17 protein-coding genes and 1 rRNA gene are annotated in these 16,945 nt (G+C 47.7%); 3 read left to right on the forward strand and 15 right to left on the reverse strand.

Annotated features, from left to right (window positions below; genetic code table 11):
* The first annotated feature begins 2 nt into the window (after positions 1-2).
* The 3 genes from hisA to hisIE are packed head-to-tail and all read left to right on the forward strand — an operon-like array spanning position 3 to position 2,143.
* On the forward strand, positions 3-740 hold the full coding sequence (hisA, locus tag BFC17_RS10995; RefSeq protein WP_070176520.1) for a 1-(5-phosphoribosyl)-5-[(5-phosphoribosylamino)methylideneamino]imidazole-4-carboxamide isomerase: 738 nt from the start codon (positions 3-5) through the stop codon (positions 738-740).
* Positions 722-1,513, forward strand: a complete 792-nt coding sequence (hisF, locus tag BFC17_RS11000) for an imidazole glycerol phosphate synthase subunit HisF (protein ID WP_070176521.1) — start codon at positions 722-724, stop codon at positions 1,511-1,513. The genes hisA and hisF overlap by 19 nt, the downstream gene beginning before the upstream one ends.
* Positions 1,514-1,522: 9 nt before the next feature.
* A complete protein-coding gene (hisIE, locus tag BFC17_RS11005) occupies positions 1,523-2,143 on the forward strand; it encodes a bifunctional phosphoribosyl-AMP cyclohydrolase/phosphoribosyl-ATP diphosphatase HisIE (protein WP_070176522.1) in 621 nt (206 codons plus the stop codon).
* A 37-nt stretch (positions 2,144-2,180) separates the two neighbouring features.
* Here hisIE and BFC17_RS11010 read toward each other — a convergent pair whose 3' ends face one another.
* The 15 genes from BFC17_RS11010 to rrf form a co-directional block, all read right to left on the reverse strand.
* Positions 2,181-2,894: a transporter substrate-binding domain-containing protein gene (locus BFC17_RS11010; RefSeq protein ID WP_139142060.1), complete on the reverse strand. Its 714-nt coding sequence runs from the start codon at positions 2,892-2,894 to the stop codon at positions 2,181-2,183.
* A gap of 105 nt (positions 2,895-2,999) precedes the next feature.
* Entirely contained in the window at positions 3,000-4,133 is a 1,134-nt protein-coding gene (locus BFC17_RS11015; RefSeq protein ID WP_070176523.1) for an alanine racemase, read from the reverse strand.
* Entirely contained in the window at positions 4,130-4,534 is a 405-nt protein-coding gene (locus BFC17_RS11020) for an MAPEG family protein (protein ID WP_070176524.1), read from the reverse strand. The genes BFC17_RS11015 and BFC17_RS11020 overlap by 4 nt, the downstream gene beginning before the upstream one ends.
* 156 nt (positions 4,535-4,690) lie before the next feature.
* On the reverse strand, positions 4,691-5,335 hold the full coding sequence (gene adk, locus BFC17_RS11025) for an adenylate kinase (protein WP_070176525.1): 645 nt from the start codon (positions 5,333-5,335) through the stop codon (positions 4,691-4,693).
* Between the two features lie 425 nt (positions 5,336-5,760).
* The gene (gene htpG / locus BFC17_RS11030; protein WP_070176526.1) at positions 5,761-7,683 is read right to left on the reverse strand and encodes a molecular chaperone HtpG; all 1,923 of its coding nucleotides are present in this window, start codon (positions 7,681-7,683) and stop codon (positions 5,761-5,763) included.
* Between the two features lie 150 nt (positions 7,684-7,833).
* Positions 7,834-8,433 carry a recombination mediator RecR gene (recR, locus tag BFC17_RS11035; protein WP_070176527.1) on the reverse strand — a complete coding sequence of 200 codons (600 nt, stop codon included), beginning with the start codon at positions 8,431-8,433 and terminating at the stop codon, positions 7,834-7,836.
* Positions 8,434-8,440: 7 nt separating this feature from the next.
* Positions 8,441-8,767 carry a YbaB/EbfC family nucleoid-associated protein gene (locus BFC17_RS11040; protein ID WP_070176528.1) on the reverse strand — a complete coding sequence of 109 codons (327 nt, stop codon included), beginning with the start codon at positions 8,765-8,767 and terminating at the stop codon, positions 8,441-8,443.
* Positions 8,768-8,812: 45 nt separating this feature from the next.
* Positions 8,813-11,191, reverse strand: a complete 2,379-nt coding sequence (gene dnaX, locus BFC17_RS11045) for a DNA polymerase III subunit gamma/tau (RefSeq protein ID WP_070176529.1) — start codon at positions 11,189-11,191, stop codon at positions 8,813-8,815.
* Positions 11,192-11,203: 12 nt separating this feature from the next.
* A complete protein-coding gene (gene apt / locus BFC17_RS11050) occupies positions 11,204-11,740 on the reverse strand; it encodes an adenine phosphoribosyltransferase (protein ID WP_070176530.1) in 537 nt (178 codons plus the stop codon).
* 27 nt (positions 11,741-11,767) lie between these two features.
* The gene (locus tag BFC17_RS22915; protein WP_268236025.1) at positions 11,768-11,890 is read right to left on the reverse strand and encodes a hypothetical protein; all 123 of its coding nucleotides are present in this window, start codon (positions 11,888-11,890) and stop codon (positions 11,768-11,770) included.
* 117 nt (positions 11,891-12,007) lie between these two features.
* Positions 12,008-12,748, reverse strand: a complete 741-nt coding sequence (locus BFC17_RS11055) for an HvfC family RiPP maturation protein (protein WP_070176531.1) — start codon at positions 12,746-12,748, stop codon at positions 12,008-12,010.
* Positions 12,748-13,590 (reverse strand): HvfB family MNIO-type RiPP peptide maturase, encoded by an 843-nt coding sequence (locus BFC17_RS11060; protein ID WP_070176532.1) that lies wholly within the window; start codon positions 13,588-13,590, stop codon positions 12,748-12,750. Before BFC17_RS11060 ends, BFC17_RS11055 begins: the two co-directional genes overlap by 1 nt.
* A gap of 20 nt (positions 13,591-13,610) precedes the next feature.
* On the reverse strand, positions 13,611-14,150 hold the full coding sequence (locus BFC17_RS11065) for an HvfA family oxazolone/thioamide-modified RiPP metallophore (RefSeq protein ID WP_070176533.1): 540 nt from the start codon (positions 14,148-14,150) through the stop codon (positions 13,611-13,613).
* A 128-nt stretch (positions 14,151-14,278) separates the two neighbouring features.
* The gene (locus tag BFC17_RS11070; protein WP_229681081.1) at positions 14,279-15,751 is read right to left on the reverse strand and encodes a methyl-accepting chemotaxis protein; all 1,473 of its coding nucleotides are present in this window, start codon (positions 15,749-15,751) and stop codon (positions 14,279-14,281) included.
* A 1,076-nt stretch (positions 15,752-16,827) separates the two neighbouring features.
* Positions 16,828-16,943: ribosomal RNA gene (rrf, locus tag BFC17_RS11075) — 5S ribosomal RNA — on the reverse strand.
* Positions 16,944-16,945: the final 2 nt, after the last annotated feature.

A 16,945-nucleotide genomic window follows, 5' to 3' on the forward strand; every position in this document is an offset into this window, starting at 1 on the left:
TCATGATTATACCTGCAATCGATTTAATCGACGGCGCTGTGGTACGACTGTACCAGGGCGACTACAACCAGAAAACCCAGTACACCCTCGACCCGGTTGAGGTAGTGCACAGCTATGCTGATCAGGGTGCCGAATGGTTACACATTGTTGACCTCACCGGCGCAAAAGACACCGACAAGCGTCAGCTTAAACTTATTCGCGCTATGGTGGATACCAAGCGTATGCAGTTTCAATCTGGCGGTGGTATTCGTGAAGAACGCGAAGTCGCGCAACTACTGGAATCTGGCGTAAGCCGCGTGGTAATTGGCTCACTGGCGGTTAAACAAACCGAACTGGTTAAAAGCTGGGTAAAGCAGTACGGCCCTGAGCATATTGTGTTGGCGCTGGATATTAACATTGATGATAACGGTAACAAGTTTATTGCCACCCACGGCTGGCAGGAGAACTCGGGTGTTTCACTGGAGCAAATTCTGGAGGCCTTTGCTGAAGTGGATGCCAAACACGTACTGTGTACCGATATCAGCCGTGATGGCACGCTGAAGGGCTCTAACGTAGAGCTTTATACTGAAGTGAGCAAACAGTTTCCTAATGTTTCCTGGCAAGCCTCAGGCGGCATTGGCGGCTTGGATGATATTCGCGATCTGCGCCCAACCGGCGTAGGCGGCGTGATTTTAGGCCGCGCCCTGCTAGAAGGTAAATTCACCGTTGAGGAGGCAATCGCATGCTGGCAAAACGGATAATCCCTTGTCTTGACGTACGCGACGGCAAAGTCGTTAAAGGCGTACAGTTTCGTAACCACGAAATCATTGGCGACATCGTGCCACTGGCCGAGCAATACGCCAAAGCCGGTGCCGACGAGCTGGTGTTTTATGACATTACCGCAAGCTCTGATCAGCGCGTGGTGGATAAAAGCTGGGTGAGTCGCATTGCTCAGGTGATTGATATTCCATTTTGCGTGGCAGGCGGTATCAAGTCGGTAGAAGATGCCGGGCGTATTCTGGAAATGGGGGCGGATAAAATTTCGATTAACTCGCCGGCCCTGACCAATCCTGACCTCATTAATGAGTTGCATGATGTTTATGGTCAGCAGTGTGTTGTCATTGGTATCGACAGCTTTTATAACGAAGCGAATGGCCAGTACGAAGTATACAAGTTTACCGGTGACGAAAGCCGTACACAGCAAACCTCATGGCAAACGCTGGACTGGATTAAAGAAGTTCAGCAACGCGGTGCCGGGGAGATTGTACTTAACTGTATGAATCAGGACGGCGTGCGTAAAGGCTATGATATTGCGCAGCTCGCCGCAGTACGTGAAGTGTGTAATATTCCGCTGATTGCCTCTGGTGGCGCTGGCGCTATCGAACACTTTACCGAAGTATTTAAACAAGCCGACGTAGACGGCTCGCTTGCTGCCTCGGTGTTCCACAAAGGCATAATTGATATCGACGAACTCAAGGCCGTACTGGTGTCTGAGGGCGTCCCCATGCGTCAGCGTTTTACACCCGGCGCGTAAGGAAAAACAATGAAGATTACCCAAGATACACAAAACCTGCTGGCCTGGGAAAAAATGGATAACCTGCTTCCGGCCATTGTGCAGGATGCAGTCACCGGCAAAGTACTGATGCAGGGTTACATGAACCCTGAAGCGCTGGAAACCACATTAGAAAGCGGAAAAGTGACCTTCTTCAGCCGCTCTAAACAGCGGTTGTGGCAAAAAGGCGAAACCTCAGGTAATACCCTGGATTTAGTCAGCGTAAGCAGTGATTGTGATGATGATTCGCTGCTGATTCTGGCCAATCCTAACGGCCCTACCTGCCACACCGGTGCTGAAAGCTGCTGGTTTGAAGGTGACGTAGCAGATTACACCTTCATTGGCGATCTGGAAAGGGTATTAGCTGCACGTAAATCTGCGGACCCGGAATCAAGCTACACGGCTAAACTGTATAGCAAAGGCGTCAAGCGCATTGCCCAGAAAGTGGGTGAAGAAGGCGTAGAAACCGCGCTGGCCGCAACGGTAATGGATAAAGAAGAACTGCAAAACGAAGCAGCAGATCTGCTTTATCATTTAACTGTGCTTTTACAAGCCTGTGATATGTCGGTATCGGATGCGGTAAACGTGCTCAGAGCACGCCATAAGGGTTAACGAAAACCATTGAAAGGCTGCCTTAGTGCAGCCTTTTTTATTGATAGCCCAGCTCCGCTGCTGCTTTTTGTAAACGTTCAACCAACTGTGTTTCCATAGCACCGTTAGCCGCCAGATATGCCGTAATCGATAACTCCGGGATTGGCTGGGCTACTTTGATTTCGTCTTGCTTTAGCCCCACCAGTGCCGCGGTAGGTTTTATCAGGTTTGGGTCCTCAATAATAAAATCCACCCGGCCCGATTTTAAGTGACGCCAGGAACATAATATATCGGCGCACAATAGCAAGTTATCTTCGACGGTCAGCCCTTTCTCAAGCAACCAGGACTCAGCAATATCATCTCGTTGTGCGGAAGCTGATAGTCCACTCAGGTCCAGACGTTCATCGAGAGTGATGTCACTGCGGCTTGCGAGAGTAACAATACTCAGATCAAACTGAGCAACCGGTGCAATCCAGAAAAACTGTTTTTCCCGCGCCGGTGTTTTTGCCATGGAATAAATGAGCGCACGTGATGACCGTTCGACATTTTTCAGTGCTCTGGCCCAGGGAAATAATTTAAATTCTGCATGCAGTCCGGCTTGCTCGATAATATTTCGCACACGCTCTGTGGCAATCCCTTCAACCTTATTACCAGACTGAAACTGATACGGCGGGGACGTTTCTGTAAAAATCAACAGATTGCTATCAGCAAACGCTTGCCGGGCAGAGAACGCCCAGCACCAAACAGCGCACCACAAAATTAGAAACTTCATTAACAATTACAAATGGTTAAATTCTATTTAGTAAGTGTAAACCCTGATCTCGGATCTTCCCAGTTAACAAGCTGTTTTTTAGTTTATTTTATCTTTTGGCCAGGGCTACCACCCATTAACCCGTGACCATATCGTTTCAACCTCACAGGCAGAATTGATGACATAATATTGCTGATACTGGGCTGCTGTGGCACAGGCGTGAATAGGTAAAATACGTAACAAGTTACCATAACCAAAAAGGTTTTCAGGCGGCTCAATGTTGTCACGGTGACGAATAATGCCATGCTCCTGATTAGTTGAACAAACGTACCAGCCGTCGAGAAGTTGCCCCTGTTCATCGCAGACCAGACCATAACCACAGTCAACATTGTGTAACGCCGTGCCTTGATCGCGCGATAGCGCCATCCATCCAGCATCAACGATGACCCAGTTTTTATCCCGTTGATGGCCAATCACAGCAGTAAGTACAGACAATGCAATCTCATCGGTACTACATACGCCCAGGCCTGCCATAACACAGTCAAATGTCGCGTACACGCCAGCACGCAGTTCCGTAATGCCTGTATGTTCAACACCAGCCAGCGCAGTAGGCGTTGAACCGGCGGAGACGATTTCACAATTTATTCCCGCTTCGCTAAGGCGCTCAGCGGCAGCAGCAATACCCTGACACTCCTGCACCGCCATCGCCTGCTGCGCAGCTTTGGTATCGCAGTCGTAGGAAGCTCCAGCGTGAGTCATGATGCCACGAAAACGAATATTCGCGCTGTTGTTAAGTACCCTTGCGCAATCAATTAACTCAGACGAATCAGGTAGTAAGCCTGCCCGGTGGTCGTCTACATCAACCTCGAGCATCACCGCCACAGGCACATCCAATTGACTGGCGAAGGAGACTAATGCAGCGACAGCTGCCTGACTGTCTGCGATCACCGTAAAATCCGGTGCCAGTCGCTGTAGAGCTGCCAATTGAGAGAATTTGTTAGGGGTTAATCCTACCGCATAAAGAATATCAGTATAGCCAGCGGCTGCGAAGGCAGAGGCTTCAGCCAGTGTTGATACGGTAACAGGACCGGACACGGGCGCATAATACTCAGCAGCTTGTAGCGACTTTAAGGTTTTTACATGTGGCCGCAGAACAAGCTGTTCTGCTTCGGCAACCGCCCGCATTCGCTCGCAGTTGCGTTTAAATTTCTCGCTATCCAGTAAACAAGCAGGCGTGATGAGGTCATTCAGGGTAGTCATAAGAAAGGTAACCAGTAAATCAAGGTTAGATTAGCGCTGGCCAATCCGAATAAAGTGAATAATGTTAGCATCATTCCCATCACTCTTTGCCAGGTGGCCCCCACTGAATGGCGTAACCCATAAGCGTGCAACACCCTGCCGATCACCAACGCTGCACCGAATACATGAATCAGCCAGGATATCTCGGTACTGATTTCCAGTATGGCCAGCAATATCAGCGTTAACGGGACATACTCAGAAAAATTTCCGTGTACCCGGACAAGCCGTTGCAGGGTTTCATCCCCACCGTCACCAACGCCAATGCGGTTGCTACGACGATGAATAATCACTAACGCGGTGATGTACAAATAGATAAACGCCAGAATACTGGCATAAAACGCGGTAACCGGAAGTATGATCATTGTTCACTGCTGCCTTCACATTGCCTGCACGCATTGTGACAGTGAAAAGGGCCGGGGGTAAAGCGTTGATTTACTCTGTGACGAACTTAGTCTTAGCCCACAAAAAAGCCGCTTTAAACAGCGGCTTTTTCAAAGTAATCATTGGCTGACCGGATATTAACCCAGTAACTCACCCAACTGTGCACTAACCGTCTCTACAGGTTGCGTACCATCCAGTTTGTGATAAGCACAGTTACCTGCTTCGGCTTCAGCACTATAGTAATCTACCAGCGGCTGAGTTTGCTCGTGATAAATACCCAGACGCGCGCGTACTGTTTCTTCTTTATCGTCATCACGGATAATCAGCTCTTCGCCGGTTACGTCGTCTTTACCTTCCTCTTTAGGCGGGTTGTAGACTACGTGATAAACACGGCCTGATGCAGGGTGAACACGACGGCCGCCCATACGATCAACGATAACATCGTCAGGCACGTCAAATTCGATAACGTGATCAACAGACACACCTGCATCCTTCATGGCATCTGCCTGAGGAATTGTACGAGGGAAACCATCTAACAGGAAACCGTCTTTACAGTCGTCCTGCGCGATACGCTCTTTTACCAGACCAATGATGATATCGTCTGACACTAATTTCCCTTCGTCCATGACTTTCTTAGCAGCCAGACCCATTTCTGTACCGGCCTTGATTGCACTACGCAGCATGTCGCCTGTGGAAATTTGCGGGATACCAAACTTGCCCATTAAATATTGCGCTTGTGTTCCCTTACCGGCACCTGGTGCACCGAGAAGTATAATTCGCATAATTGCGCTCTCCGCTTATTTATTTCATAACTGTGAGGCACTTTACACACTACCATTCAACGTGACAAGTGCTCTGCTGGTCTTGTCCGCGGTCTTACGACTAATAGCGTATGTAAATTGAACTATTTAACAATGTCGACATAATACTGTTCGCATCGTCTTAACAAAACCCGATCACCACTGTGTTATGGTTCGCGGTTAAGCAACTAATAGCTCCGCGGAAGAAGTCCGCCGACACTCAGTGACAGAGCATAATCTATCCATTGTAGAAACTGCCATTAGCAGTTGGCTAATATCAGTATAAAGAGGATCAATACAGCACCAGGTTGTTGCTGGCCGGAAAAGCGGTTTTGTCGACACAAGGATCAACAGGCATAAAAAAACGGGCAGTCATCAACTGCCCGTTTTCCGGTATTGCTTATTCGTTACTTAGACAGACTCATTAACAGTCCGTTTAAGTTACGTACGAAGGTTGCCGGATCTTTCAGGCTACCCTGTTCAGACAAGGCTGCCTGATCAAACAGTACTTCGGTCCAGCTTTTGAAGATATCTTCGTCCTGTACATCAGCCAGCAGTTTAACTAACTGGTGCTCAGGGTTTAACTCAAAGTGATATTTCACATCAGGTACAGGCTGACCCGCCGCTTCCATCAGCTTCATCATCTGAGTAGTCATACCGTTATCATCAGCAACAATCACCGCTGGAGAATCGGTCAGACGATGCGTAAATTTAACATCGATGACTTTATCACCCAATGCCGTTTTCGCGCGCTCCAGCACACCTTCTACCTGCTTTTCGGCTTCTTCGTGAGCTTTCTTGCTTTCTTCGTCTTCCAGATCACCTAAGTCCAGATTACCGCGGGCAATCGACTGTAGTTGCTTACCATCAAATTCGGTCAGGTGCTGCATTAACCATTCATCAATGCGCTCACCCATTAACAACACCTCAATACCTTTCTTCTTAAAGATTTCCAGGTGTGGGCTGTTCTTGGCCGCCTGATAGCTGTCAGCAGTGACGTAATAAATCTTATCCTGACCTTCTTTCATGCGAGAAATATAATCGGCCAGCGATACATTCTGATCACTGCTGTCGGCATGAGTTGAAGCGAAACGCAGTAAGCCAGCAATTTTTTCTTTGTTAGCAAAGTCTTCCGCCGGGCCTTCTTTCAGTACGTTACCGAATTCGTTCCAGAACAACTGGTATTTTTCCGCATCGTTCTTCGCCATACGTTCCAGCATTTGCAATACACGCTTGGTACAGCCGGTACGCAAAGATTGGGTAATCTTGTTGTCCTGCAGAATTTCACGGGATACGTTTAATGGCAGATCGTTGGAATCCAGTAATCCTTTTACAAAGCGCAGATAAGTAGGCATGAACTGCTCAGCGTCATCCATAATGAAAACGCGTTGCACATATAATTTCAGGCCATGAGTCTGATCTCGGTTCCACAAATCAAACGGCGCTTTGCTAGGGATATACAACAGGCTGGTGTATTCCGTTTTACCTTCGACCTTGTTATGCGCCCAGCTCATCGGCTCGGCAAAATCGTGCGACACGTGACGATAGAACTCGATGTACTCTTCATCGCTGATTTCTGATTTATCACGAGTCCACAGTGCAGTAGCTTTGTTTACTGTTTCCCATTCGCCAGGCTGGCCAGGGATCTTCTCGCCGTCCGGCCCCTCGCTCTCTTCTACGGGCGCTTTCCACATGCGAACAGGGATGCTGATGTGATCAGAATACTTGCTAATAATTGAACGTAAACGCCAGTCGTCAGCAAATTCTTTTTCGTCGTCACGCAAGTACAGGGTAATTTCGGTGCCGCGATCCGCTTTTTCGATATCGCCGACGGTAAATTCGCCTTCACCTTCTGAAATCCACTCAACGCCCTGATCAGCAGACTCGCCCGCAGCACGTGTGCGAACCACCACTTTATCTGCAACGATAAAGGCAGAATAGAAACCAACACCAAACTGACCGATAAGCTGAGAATCCTTTGCTTTATCACCAGACAGTTTGCTAAAGAAATCAGCAGTGCCAGATTTCGCAATGGTACCCAGATTAGCAATTACGTCGTCGCGGGTCATACCGATACCATTATCGCTAATTGTGATAGTACCCGCTTCTTTATCCACGCTCAGTTTTACACACAGATCGCCATCATTTTCGTACAGGCTATCGTTTTCAAGGGCATTAAAACGAAGCTTGTCGGCGGCATCTGCTGCGTTTGACACTAACTCGCGTAAGAAGATTTCCTTGTTTGAATAAAGAGAATGGATCATCAAATGCAGAAGTTGTTTTACTTCTGTTTGAAAGCCATGAGTTTCTTGATGGGCCACTTCAGCCATAAACCAGAGTCTCCTAGTCAGTTTAATTATTTTTCAACAAGACAAGTGAGGTCTGGGGGCAGAAAATTCAACGGTAAATTGTAAAATTTTGTCGCTTAGCGGACAAAAATGCGGTGATTACCGGGTGGAGTAATAACTGGGAGACAGACTTCAGAGAGCCCGTCGACCAGAAAATGCGTGAGTGAGGGTATTGCCATCGATGTATTCCAGCTCGCCACCGATAGGCACACCGTGAGCAATACGACTGGCAGCAACACCATGTTTCTGGCACAACTGGCCAATAAAATGTGCCGTAGCCTCACCTTCTACCGTGGGGTTAGTGGCCAGAATGACTTCCTTATACTGCCCTTCAGTGATTTGCTTCTCGAGTACATCCAGGCCAATTTCGGCAGGGCCGATGCCATCGATAGGAGAAAGATGCCCCATCAGCACAAAATAAGTGCCTTTGTAAGCCATGGTCTGCTCGATAGCCATTACGTCCTGCGGACTTTCCACTACGCAAAGCTGCTCGCTCTCACTACGCTGAGGATGCTGACAAATCTCACACAATTCGTTTTCGGAAAAGTTTCTGCACTGCTTACAGTGGCCAATATGCTCCATGGCGTTATGGAGCGCAGCACTCAGTGTTCTGCCACCTTCGCGATTGCGCTCAAGCAGTTGAAAGGCCATGCGTTGGGCCGTTTTATTCCCAACGCCAGGCAGGCAGGTTAAGCTTGAGATTAACTCAGCTAAAAGAGGACTGTACTTCACGTATTACTTAAAACGGCATTTTGAAGCCAGGAGGCAGCGGCATTCCACCAGTCACATCTGACATTTTTTCTTTTGACGTTTCAGCTACACGACGGGCTGCGTCGTTAAAGGCTGCTGCGACTAAATCTTCCAGCATGTCTTTATCGTCGTCCATCAGTGAGTCGTCGATATCCACACGACGTACGTTGTGGTTACAGGTCATGGTGACTTTTACCATACCAGCACCAGACTCACCAACAACTTCCAGGTTTGCCAGCTCTTCCTGGGTTTTCTGCATGCGCTCCTGCATTTGTTGCGCTTGCTTCATGATGTTGCCCATTCCGCCTTTAAACATATTCGTATCTCTCTATAGAAAAAATTGATATTCGCGACTGGCTGATTAGCGAGGCTGAATACTGTCTTCCAGTACATCAGCATTGAATGCCCCGATAACAGAACGGATGACGTCATCGGTTTGAATAACCTGCCTCGCATAGTGCTGTCGCATTGTATTGATTTGCTGCTGAATTTGAAAAGGCGTGTTGGACACCTCAGCAAATTCCAACTGCACAATTACCGGCGATTGTAGCACTTCTGACATCGCAGTCGATAACTGTGAAGCGGTTGTCTCGTTAACCAGATGCTCTTGCGCTGGGTCCAGTTTAAGAATCACCTGATCTTCATTGCGATAGAACAAAGAGTTTAACGCCACCTGTTTTAATAATCCGGCTATTGGCATCGCCTCTATTAATGCACTCCAGGTATCTATCTGACTCGCTTTTAACAGCTTATCGCCATTATCCAGATACGCCGGTAGATTTGCAGAATCTTCAACAGATACGTTTGCGACCTGATTTGGATCGAAGGCTGCACTTCCTGGCTCTGGCTCTGGAATGGCAACTCGCTCCGTTTGGGGCGACTCCACCTGCACCGGCACTTCCGGCGTAGGGTCTGCTTCTGCAATCGGCTGGGCGGAGCGGTTATCCTCACTTTCGTCGAAACTGTTTTCCAATACCCAGGGCGGCGGTGAGTCCTGCTCATCGAACGCATCATCAGGCTGATTAGCCTGTGACTGAGCAGATTGACTTTCCATCGAAGGCGCTGGCGCAGGACTGGAGTCCGGTGCTAATGCTTCGGATTGGGAATTTTTACTAACCAGTGACGGTTTAAATTCGCGACTGCTGGTTGCCGGCTTTTTTGCGGCCTCAGCTTTGTCCTCCGCCGCTTGCTGTTTTAAACGTTGACGCAGAGCCAGCATAGCTGCCGTATTACTTGCGCCAGCAGGCGCCGATTGCTCAGGTTGCACTGGTTGGCTGTTGTACGACTCGTCGATATCTACCGGTGGTAAATGCTCTGCCGGCGGCTCATCGTAATGCTGATAATCCTGGTAATCATGAGGCGGCTCATCATACTCTGGTGGCGCTTCTGGTGGCTGCCTTAATGCCTCGCTTTGCTGACGAAAGTCATTGGCTTCATCAATTAACTGTTCTGCCTGACTGGCGAGAGCGGCTTCTTCGTCGTTGACTTTGTCGTCAACCTGCTCAGGTGCAGACTGAGATGGCTGAGCATCACTCTCTGGCGTTGCAGAGTCCATTGCTGGCTCAGACAAAGGCGCACTGGCTGACGAACCACTATTAGCAGGCACCGGCACTGGTGGCGCTTGCTGCACAATCACTTCACGCTCACCAATAGGTTCTGCTGGCGCAAAAGTCATCATGCGTAACAAGGTCATTTCAAATGCGCTGCGACCATCGTTAGCGAAAGGTAAATCCTTACGGCCCTGCAAGGCGATCTGATAGAGCAACTGCACCTGTTCGGCGGCAAAGTGTTTGGCCAACTGATAGATGGCCTTGGCAGTGTTGGTTTCCAGCTTACAGGCTTCTGGCACCCATTGCGTTAATGCAATTTGGTGGAGTAAGCTGGCCAGCTCGGCTAATACCGTACTGTAATCTGGTGCCAGCACGTCAATCTCAGCCGCCTGAGCCATCACTTCTGCGGCATCTTTTTTACCAACGGCAAACAGAATCTTAAGAAGCTGCTGACGATCCATCAGGCCGAGCATATCGGTTACAACCGCGCTGGTAACCTGATTGTTACCCTGGGCTATCGCCTGGTCGGTAAGGCTGAGCGCATCACGCATACTTCCCTGGGCCGCTTTAGCCAACAGAGCCAGTGCATTGTCTTCAAAGGTGATCTGTTCTTGCTGAAGTATATGCTGAAGCTGCTTTCCGATTTGCTCTCGCGACAATGCTTTTAAATTAAACTGCAAGCAGCGGGATAAAATCGTAACAGGCAGTTTTTGTGGATCCGTGGTGGCCAGCAAAAACTTAACGTGCGGTGGCGGTTCTTCAAGGGTTTTCAATAACGCATTGAAACTGTGCTTGGAGAGCATGTGAACTTCGTCTATCAGATAGACTTTGTATCGTCCACGGGTAGGCCGATACTGAACGTTATCGAGTAACTCCCGGGTATCTTCTACCTTGGTACGTGAAGCCGCATCGATTTCCAGCAGATCAACATAGTTGCCCTGCTCGATTTCCTGACAAGTGCTGCACTGCCCGCAAGGATTTGCGCTTTGACCTTGTTCACAGTTAAGGCTTTTGGAAAATATCCGTGCAATCGTGGTTTTACCTACACCACGCGTACCCGTAAACAAATAGGCGTGATGCAAACGGTCATTGTCGAGTGCATTGGTGATAGCAGTGACAACATGCTCCTGACCGACTAACTCAGCAAACTTGCCAGGCCGCCATTTTCTTGCAAGTACCTGATATGCCACCGTCAGAGGTCCTTACTCGCCATCAAATTCACAAATACAGTAAGGCTTAAGCCCCAATGTCTGCAGCTTTTCGTAGCCTTGAAGCGCTGGTAAGCCAATCACAAAACCAGCGTGCTCTACTACGCCGCCCAGGTTGCGAATTAACTTTGCCGTTGCCGAAATAGTACCACCGGTCGCCAGTAAATCATCGATTAACAGGACTTTATCACCGGGATTAACCGCATCTTTGTGAATTTCTAAGGTATCTTTACCGTATTCCAGTTCGTAACTTTCGCTCAGTACATCTCGAGGCAGCTTGTTAGGTTTGCGAACGGGAATAAAGCCTACACCTAATTCCAGCGCCAATGGCGCACCAAACAAAAATCCCCGCGCTTCGGTACCGGCCACTTTGTCAAAACCGAAGGGGCGATACTTGTCCACCAACATAGCTATACACTGACTGAAGGCCTGATAGTCTTCCAGTACGCTGGTTACATCACGAAATTCAATGCCGGGTTTAGGGTAATCCGGCACTGTTTTAACCACTGATTTTATATATTCTGAACTCATGCTAATCCTTTTCTATTGAGCATGAAATCATAACAACCAGGTGTAAATACCCGCTAGAGTAGGCAGGAGTGGAAATGCAACCAATGCCACTACGATAGCCAGAAAATACCACCAGTTAAATACTTCTTTAAAATCTTCGTTACCAGCCATGAAAAATCTCAAATCAAATTAAGCCAAAAAAGGGGGTAAATGGTAATCGAAAGCCGGTTAAATTGACAGAGTAAAAATAGCCTCAACCGAAAAACCGGCCATTCATTTTATGTATATTTAGCTGGAAGTGGCGTCTACCACGGCACCGCAGGATAACCACTGGTCAATCAAGGGGGCTAACCCCTGTTGCAATACGTCACAGGAAAATTGTGGGGCCAATTGATGAATTGTCTCAACCAGCTTATCAAAGCTGTACGCCTGTTTACCCAGCAGTTCCATGGCCATCGCCGACAAAGCGGTAATATGCTGAAACTGTACCTGATGCTGTGGATCACGATACAACAGGTAGTAATGCATGGCCTCGGATTGATGTGGTTGAAACTCCGGGCTAATCAGATGGACAGGATAATGATAAGCTGCTACTTCACTTAATGGCGAGGCGGACATTAGCACTGGCATGCCGGACTCTTGCCAGGGTGTATAGCTGCCCGCTTCTCGCACCGACAAAGCCAGTTCAAGCCACTCGTAGTGGGCCAGCTCCGCCAGAAAAACAGGATCGTCTGGCTCGCTGTGGTACTCATTACTAAGAAACTCAACAAACTCTTTGCTGATATCAATAAAGTATGGCGATGAGCACTGGTGACCGGTAAAGAAGTGACGCACCAGCTTTTGCCATTTTTCTTCGCTATAAAGACTGTGCAGCACTGGAAAACCGGATTGAATAAATCCCGATACATTATTAAAAAATAATGAGCGGTAAATTGCCATGCGCCGTCTGGTGTCGGGAGACTCCTTAGCGGCGCTTGCAGGTTGTCGGATACTATTGGCAAAAGCGGTTAGCTGAGACTCAAGGCTCATCAGGCAACGCCCTGCTGTTTAGTGTTAGCCTGCTGTTGCAAATGCTTAATGCGTTCTACTTCTTTTAGCAAGTCCGCCAATGGCGGAATATTGAAGTCACGTTCTAACAGGGTGGGGAAAACACCATGCACCTGATAAGCATGCGCCAGAAGATCCCAGACCGGCTCGATTACATCGCTGCCGTGGGTATCTACCCGCAGATCTTCGGCTTCTTCATAATGACCGGCAATATGCCCATAAACAATTCGGTCTGAAACTAACCCATTGATAAAGTGATAAGGATCGTATTTATGGTTAATGGAGTTTACATAAACATTGTTAACATCCAACAGCATTTTACAATCGGATTCACTTAATACCGCATTGGTAAACTCTAATTCTGTGAGCTGCTGATGAGGCGCAATGTAATAGGAAACATTTTCCAGTACCAATGGCCTTTCCAGAATGTCCTGAACAGTCTTTACGCGTTGGGCAATATGGGCAACAGCTTCCTCAGTAAACGGCAGTGGCATTAGATCATACAAATGCCCATTAGCAGAACAATAACTTAAGTGTTCGCTGTACAGCGCAATATTGTAAGAATCCAGGAAGTGTTTAAGCTCGTGCAGAAAGCGGTAATCCAGCGGATCAGGACTACCGATAGACAAGGACAAACCATGAGTAGTAAACGTGGCCTGATTAACACAGCGGCTAAAGTCTTGCCGAAACTTTCCCCCTAGCGGGATCCAGTTTTCCGGCGCGACTTCCCAAAAATCAACTCCGGCAGGTAAATCGGGAAGTAACTCGTCCATCATTTCCCGACGTAATCCTAAGCCTGCGCCCTTCAGGTTAAAGGCCATCATCTACTCCTGTTAACGCTATATCAGGCACGGCTACCGCATTTACCTTCGCCACATTTGCCTTCTTTTTTGGCTTTTTTCTGAGCGCCGCATTTGCCTTCGCCACACTTGCCTTCCATTTTAGCTTTTTTCTGAGCGCCGCATTTACCTTCGCCACACTTGCCTTCTTTGTGGGCTTTCATGCTTTCACCACATTTACCCTCGCCGCACTTCCCTTCTTTAGCAGCTTTCATGCTTTCACCACATTTACCTTCGCCGCATTTCCCTTCTTTAGCGGCTTTCATGCTTTCACCGCATTTGCCTTCACCACACTTACCTTCCTTGCTGGCCTTCATGCCTTCGCCGCATTTCCCCTCGCCACATTTGCCCTCTTTTTTGGCTTTCATGCCTTCGCCGCATTTACCTTCACCGCACTTTCCTTCCGGGGCAAATTGCATATAGCCTGATTCCAGTTGTTGCGCACCAAATGGATTAGCCGTGTCGGCCATAGCCATGGTAGACATTGAGGTGAGAACGACTGCGCCAAGCGCGCTTGCAATACAGTTTTTGTTTACTTGTTTCATTGTCTTTTCCTATCGGGTCAATTAATTGTTATTACTTTGTCTTTAGACCGGCACTAATAAAATTCTATTTCAGTTTTTCAAAAAAAAACCACCTATATAAGATAAGTGGTTTTTGCTAAATGTTAAAACTAATCTGCTTTATACCCTATCCTAAATCCGCCCCAATGACGACTATTTACAAAAATGGGCACAGACAGGTCATGCATTACTTCACCGGTGTCTCGTTTATAGGTTTGTAACAAAAAGCTTTCCGTGTTGCTTCCACAACGAGACCCCGTGTAGTCATTAAAGATACGTTTGGTTCTGCTCTTAGCCAGGTCAGTTTCGTAATCGCCGGTCATAGGCTGGCTGAATTTTTTGTTATGAGTAGGGAAATAGCCGTTTACATCCACTGCACCAGCGTAAATGATAAAGTCGTTTTCCTGTAAAATAGGTTCCTGAACAACTGGTAATTCGGCGTCCGTAAATTTATCAAAGCCAGAGGTAAACTTTTGTGGGTTAGTATTGGCCACAGGCTGGTAATTAAAATCAAACAACGCCTGTTGCGTGATTTTACCTTGCTCAATTGCCCGCTCAAACATACGACCAATTTTATCAGCCGCGTCCTGTGCGATTTTTTGTACTCGGGCATTACGGTTTTGCAAATCAAAAACATCTAACTGGCGGAAGATATCTTCGGTTTGATGACTAAGACCCAACACTTTGTCAGACACTTCACCCAGCTCGACTTCAAGATGGCGGGTGTTTTCATGTAACTGCATAGCATTACTGCTAATACCGCGGTTTGCTTCACCATGTTGATCGACGGTCTCTTTCACTAGTGTCATGGAAGACGCAGCGGCAGTAGAAGCTTCACTGGCGAGCTTGATCAGATCAGACGACTCGGTGATCATTTTGGTCATATCATCACCAGCACTCGCCACTTTTTCTATTGCCCGAACGGATGCCTGACTACTCTGATTAATTTCACTTAACACTGCATCAATGCCTTGTGTAGCATCAGTGGTTTTCTTAGCCAGATCTCGCACTTCGTCTGCCACAACGGCAAACCCTCTGCCTTGCTCGCCAGCTCTCGCGGCTTCAATAGCAGCATTCAGCGCCAGCATATTGGTCTGATCCGCTAACTGATTAATGGTTGTTGTAATACTGCCGATAGATTCGGCGCTAGTGCGCAGGTTAGCCAGCATCGATTTAGAATCGTTTATTTGCGTGATCAGAGTAGCTTGTTGCTCCAGCAGATTGTTCAACAACTGTCGGCTACGTTGCGTCATTTCATCTGAATTTTGGATTTTACCTTCTGCCATTTCGGCATGCTCGACTAATTGTTGATTACCCGATTCAATGTTTTCGATACGTTGGGCTATTTCTTTAATACTGTCGACCTGCTGGTTAAACATAGAGGTGAGTTTGTCGAGAAAATGGGACACATTGGCACCACCGATGGCAATTCGACTGGCAGACTGACTTATTCTTTCGCCTCTTTGATAAAACTGATCGGAACCAGTTTCTGTGACTTGCTCTGCGGCAGTGTTATTCCCGGCAAGATAAGTAAATACGCAAGATAGCGCACCGATAACAAAACAAATACCTCCCCATGACAAGTTGAAAATACCAAGTACGACACTAGCAACACAAATTAGAACCAGCTGACTTATTATTAATTTCACGGTGAACGACTTCTACTTTAAAGTGATAACAAACCTTTAACAACTATAGCTTATGTTTTCGCAACTTACCGGAAATGTGCCCAAAAGTATTAAGCAAACAACCTTAACGTATAAACGGAGGAGAGAAAGTTAGTTTTTCTTTAGATAAGTCTATGATTTAACTTTTCTTTGATTCTGGGCTGTAACCGTTTTTACGTTTCTTAGTGCTGGGTATAGTGCTCTTTTGAACTCTACGGTTGCACCATGGGGATCCCCGATAAGCACTGCGTGCTTTCGGGGATGACGTTCTTTCTTTTCTTAGCGCTGGGTACAATGCCTTTTTTAACTCTACGGTTGCACGATGGAGATCCCCGATAAGCACCATGTGCTTTCGGGGATGACGGTTCTTTTTCTTTTCTTAGTGCTGGGTATAGTGCGCTTTTTAACTCTACGGTTGCACGAGGGGGATCCCCGATAAGCACCATGTGCTTTCGGGGATGACGTTCTTTCTTTTCTTAGCGCTGCGTACAATGCGCTTTTGAACTCTACGGTTGCACGAGGGGGATCCCCGATAAGCGCGGTGTGCTTTCGGGGATGACGTTCTTTATTTTATTAGCGCTGCGTACAGTGTGCATTTTAACTCTACGATTGTACGATGGGGATCCCCGATAAGCACTGTGTGCTTTCGGGGATGACATTCTTTCTTTTATTTAATTATTGTCTCACATGGGGGTGAAGAACGGTGCTTCGTAGAAGCATGTCGAATGCCGGTGGCATTCGGCAAGTGATGAACGCGAGCCATGGATGGCGAGCTGGACGCCCGCTACAGGGATGTATCACTAAAGGACGCTGTTCGCAGAGGGTTTATGGATATGACCCTCGATGGTTAGGCTCTCATGGGAGTGGCACGCAGTGCCTTTCTAAGGTAAAGGGCTATCCTGATGTTGCTGATAGTAGGGACGACGTCGTATTCATCGCCAGATGCAAAAAAGGGCTACCCTTTCGGATAGCCCTTTTTCTTAGAATTGGGAGCCTGGCGGTGTTCTACTCTCACATGGGGAGACCCCACACTACCATCGACGCTAACGTGTTTCACTTCTGAGTTCGGAATGGATTCAGGTGGGACCACGTCGCTATTGCCGCCAGGCA

Source organism: Marisediminitalea lipolytica (assembly GCF_001758465.1).
Lineage (GTDB): Bacteria > Pseudomonadota > Gammaproteobacteria > Enterobacterales > Alteromonadaceae > Alteromonas > Alteromonas lipolytica.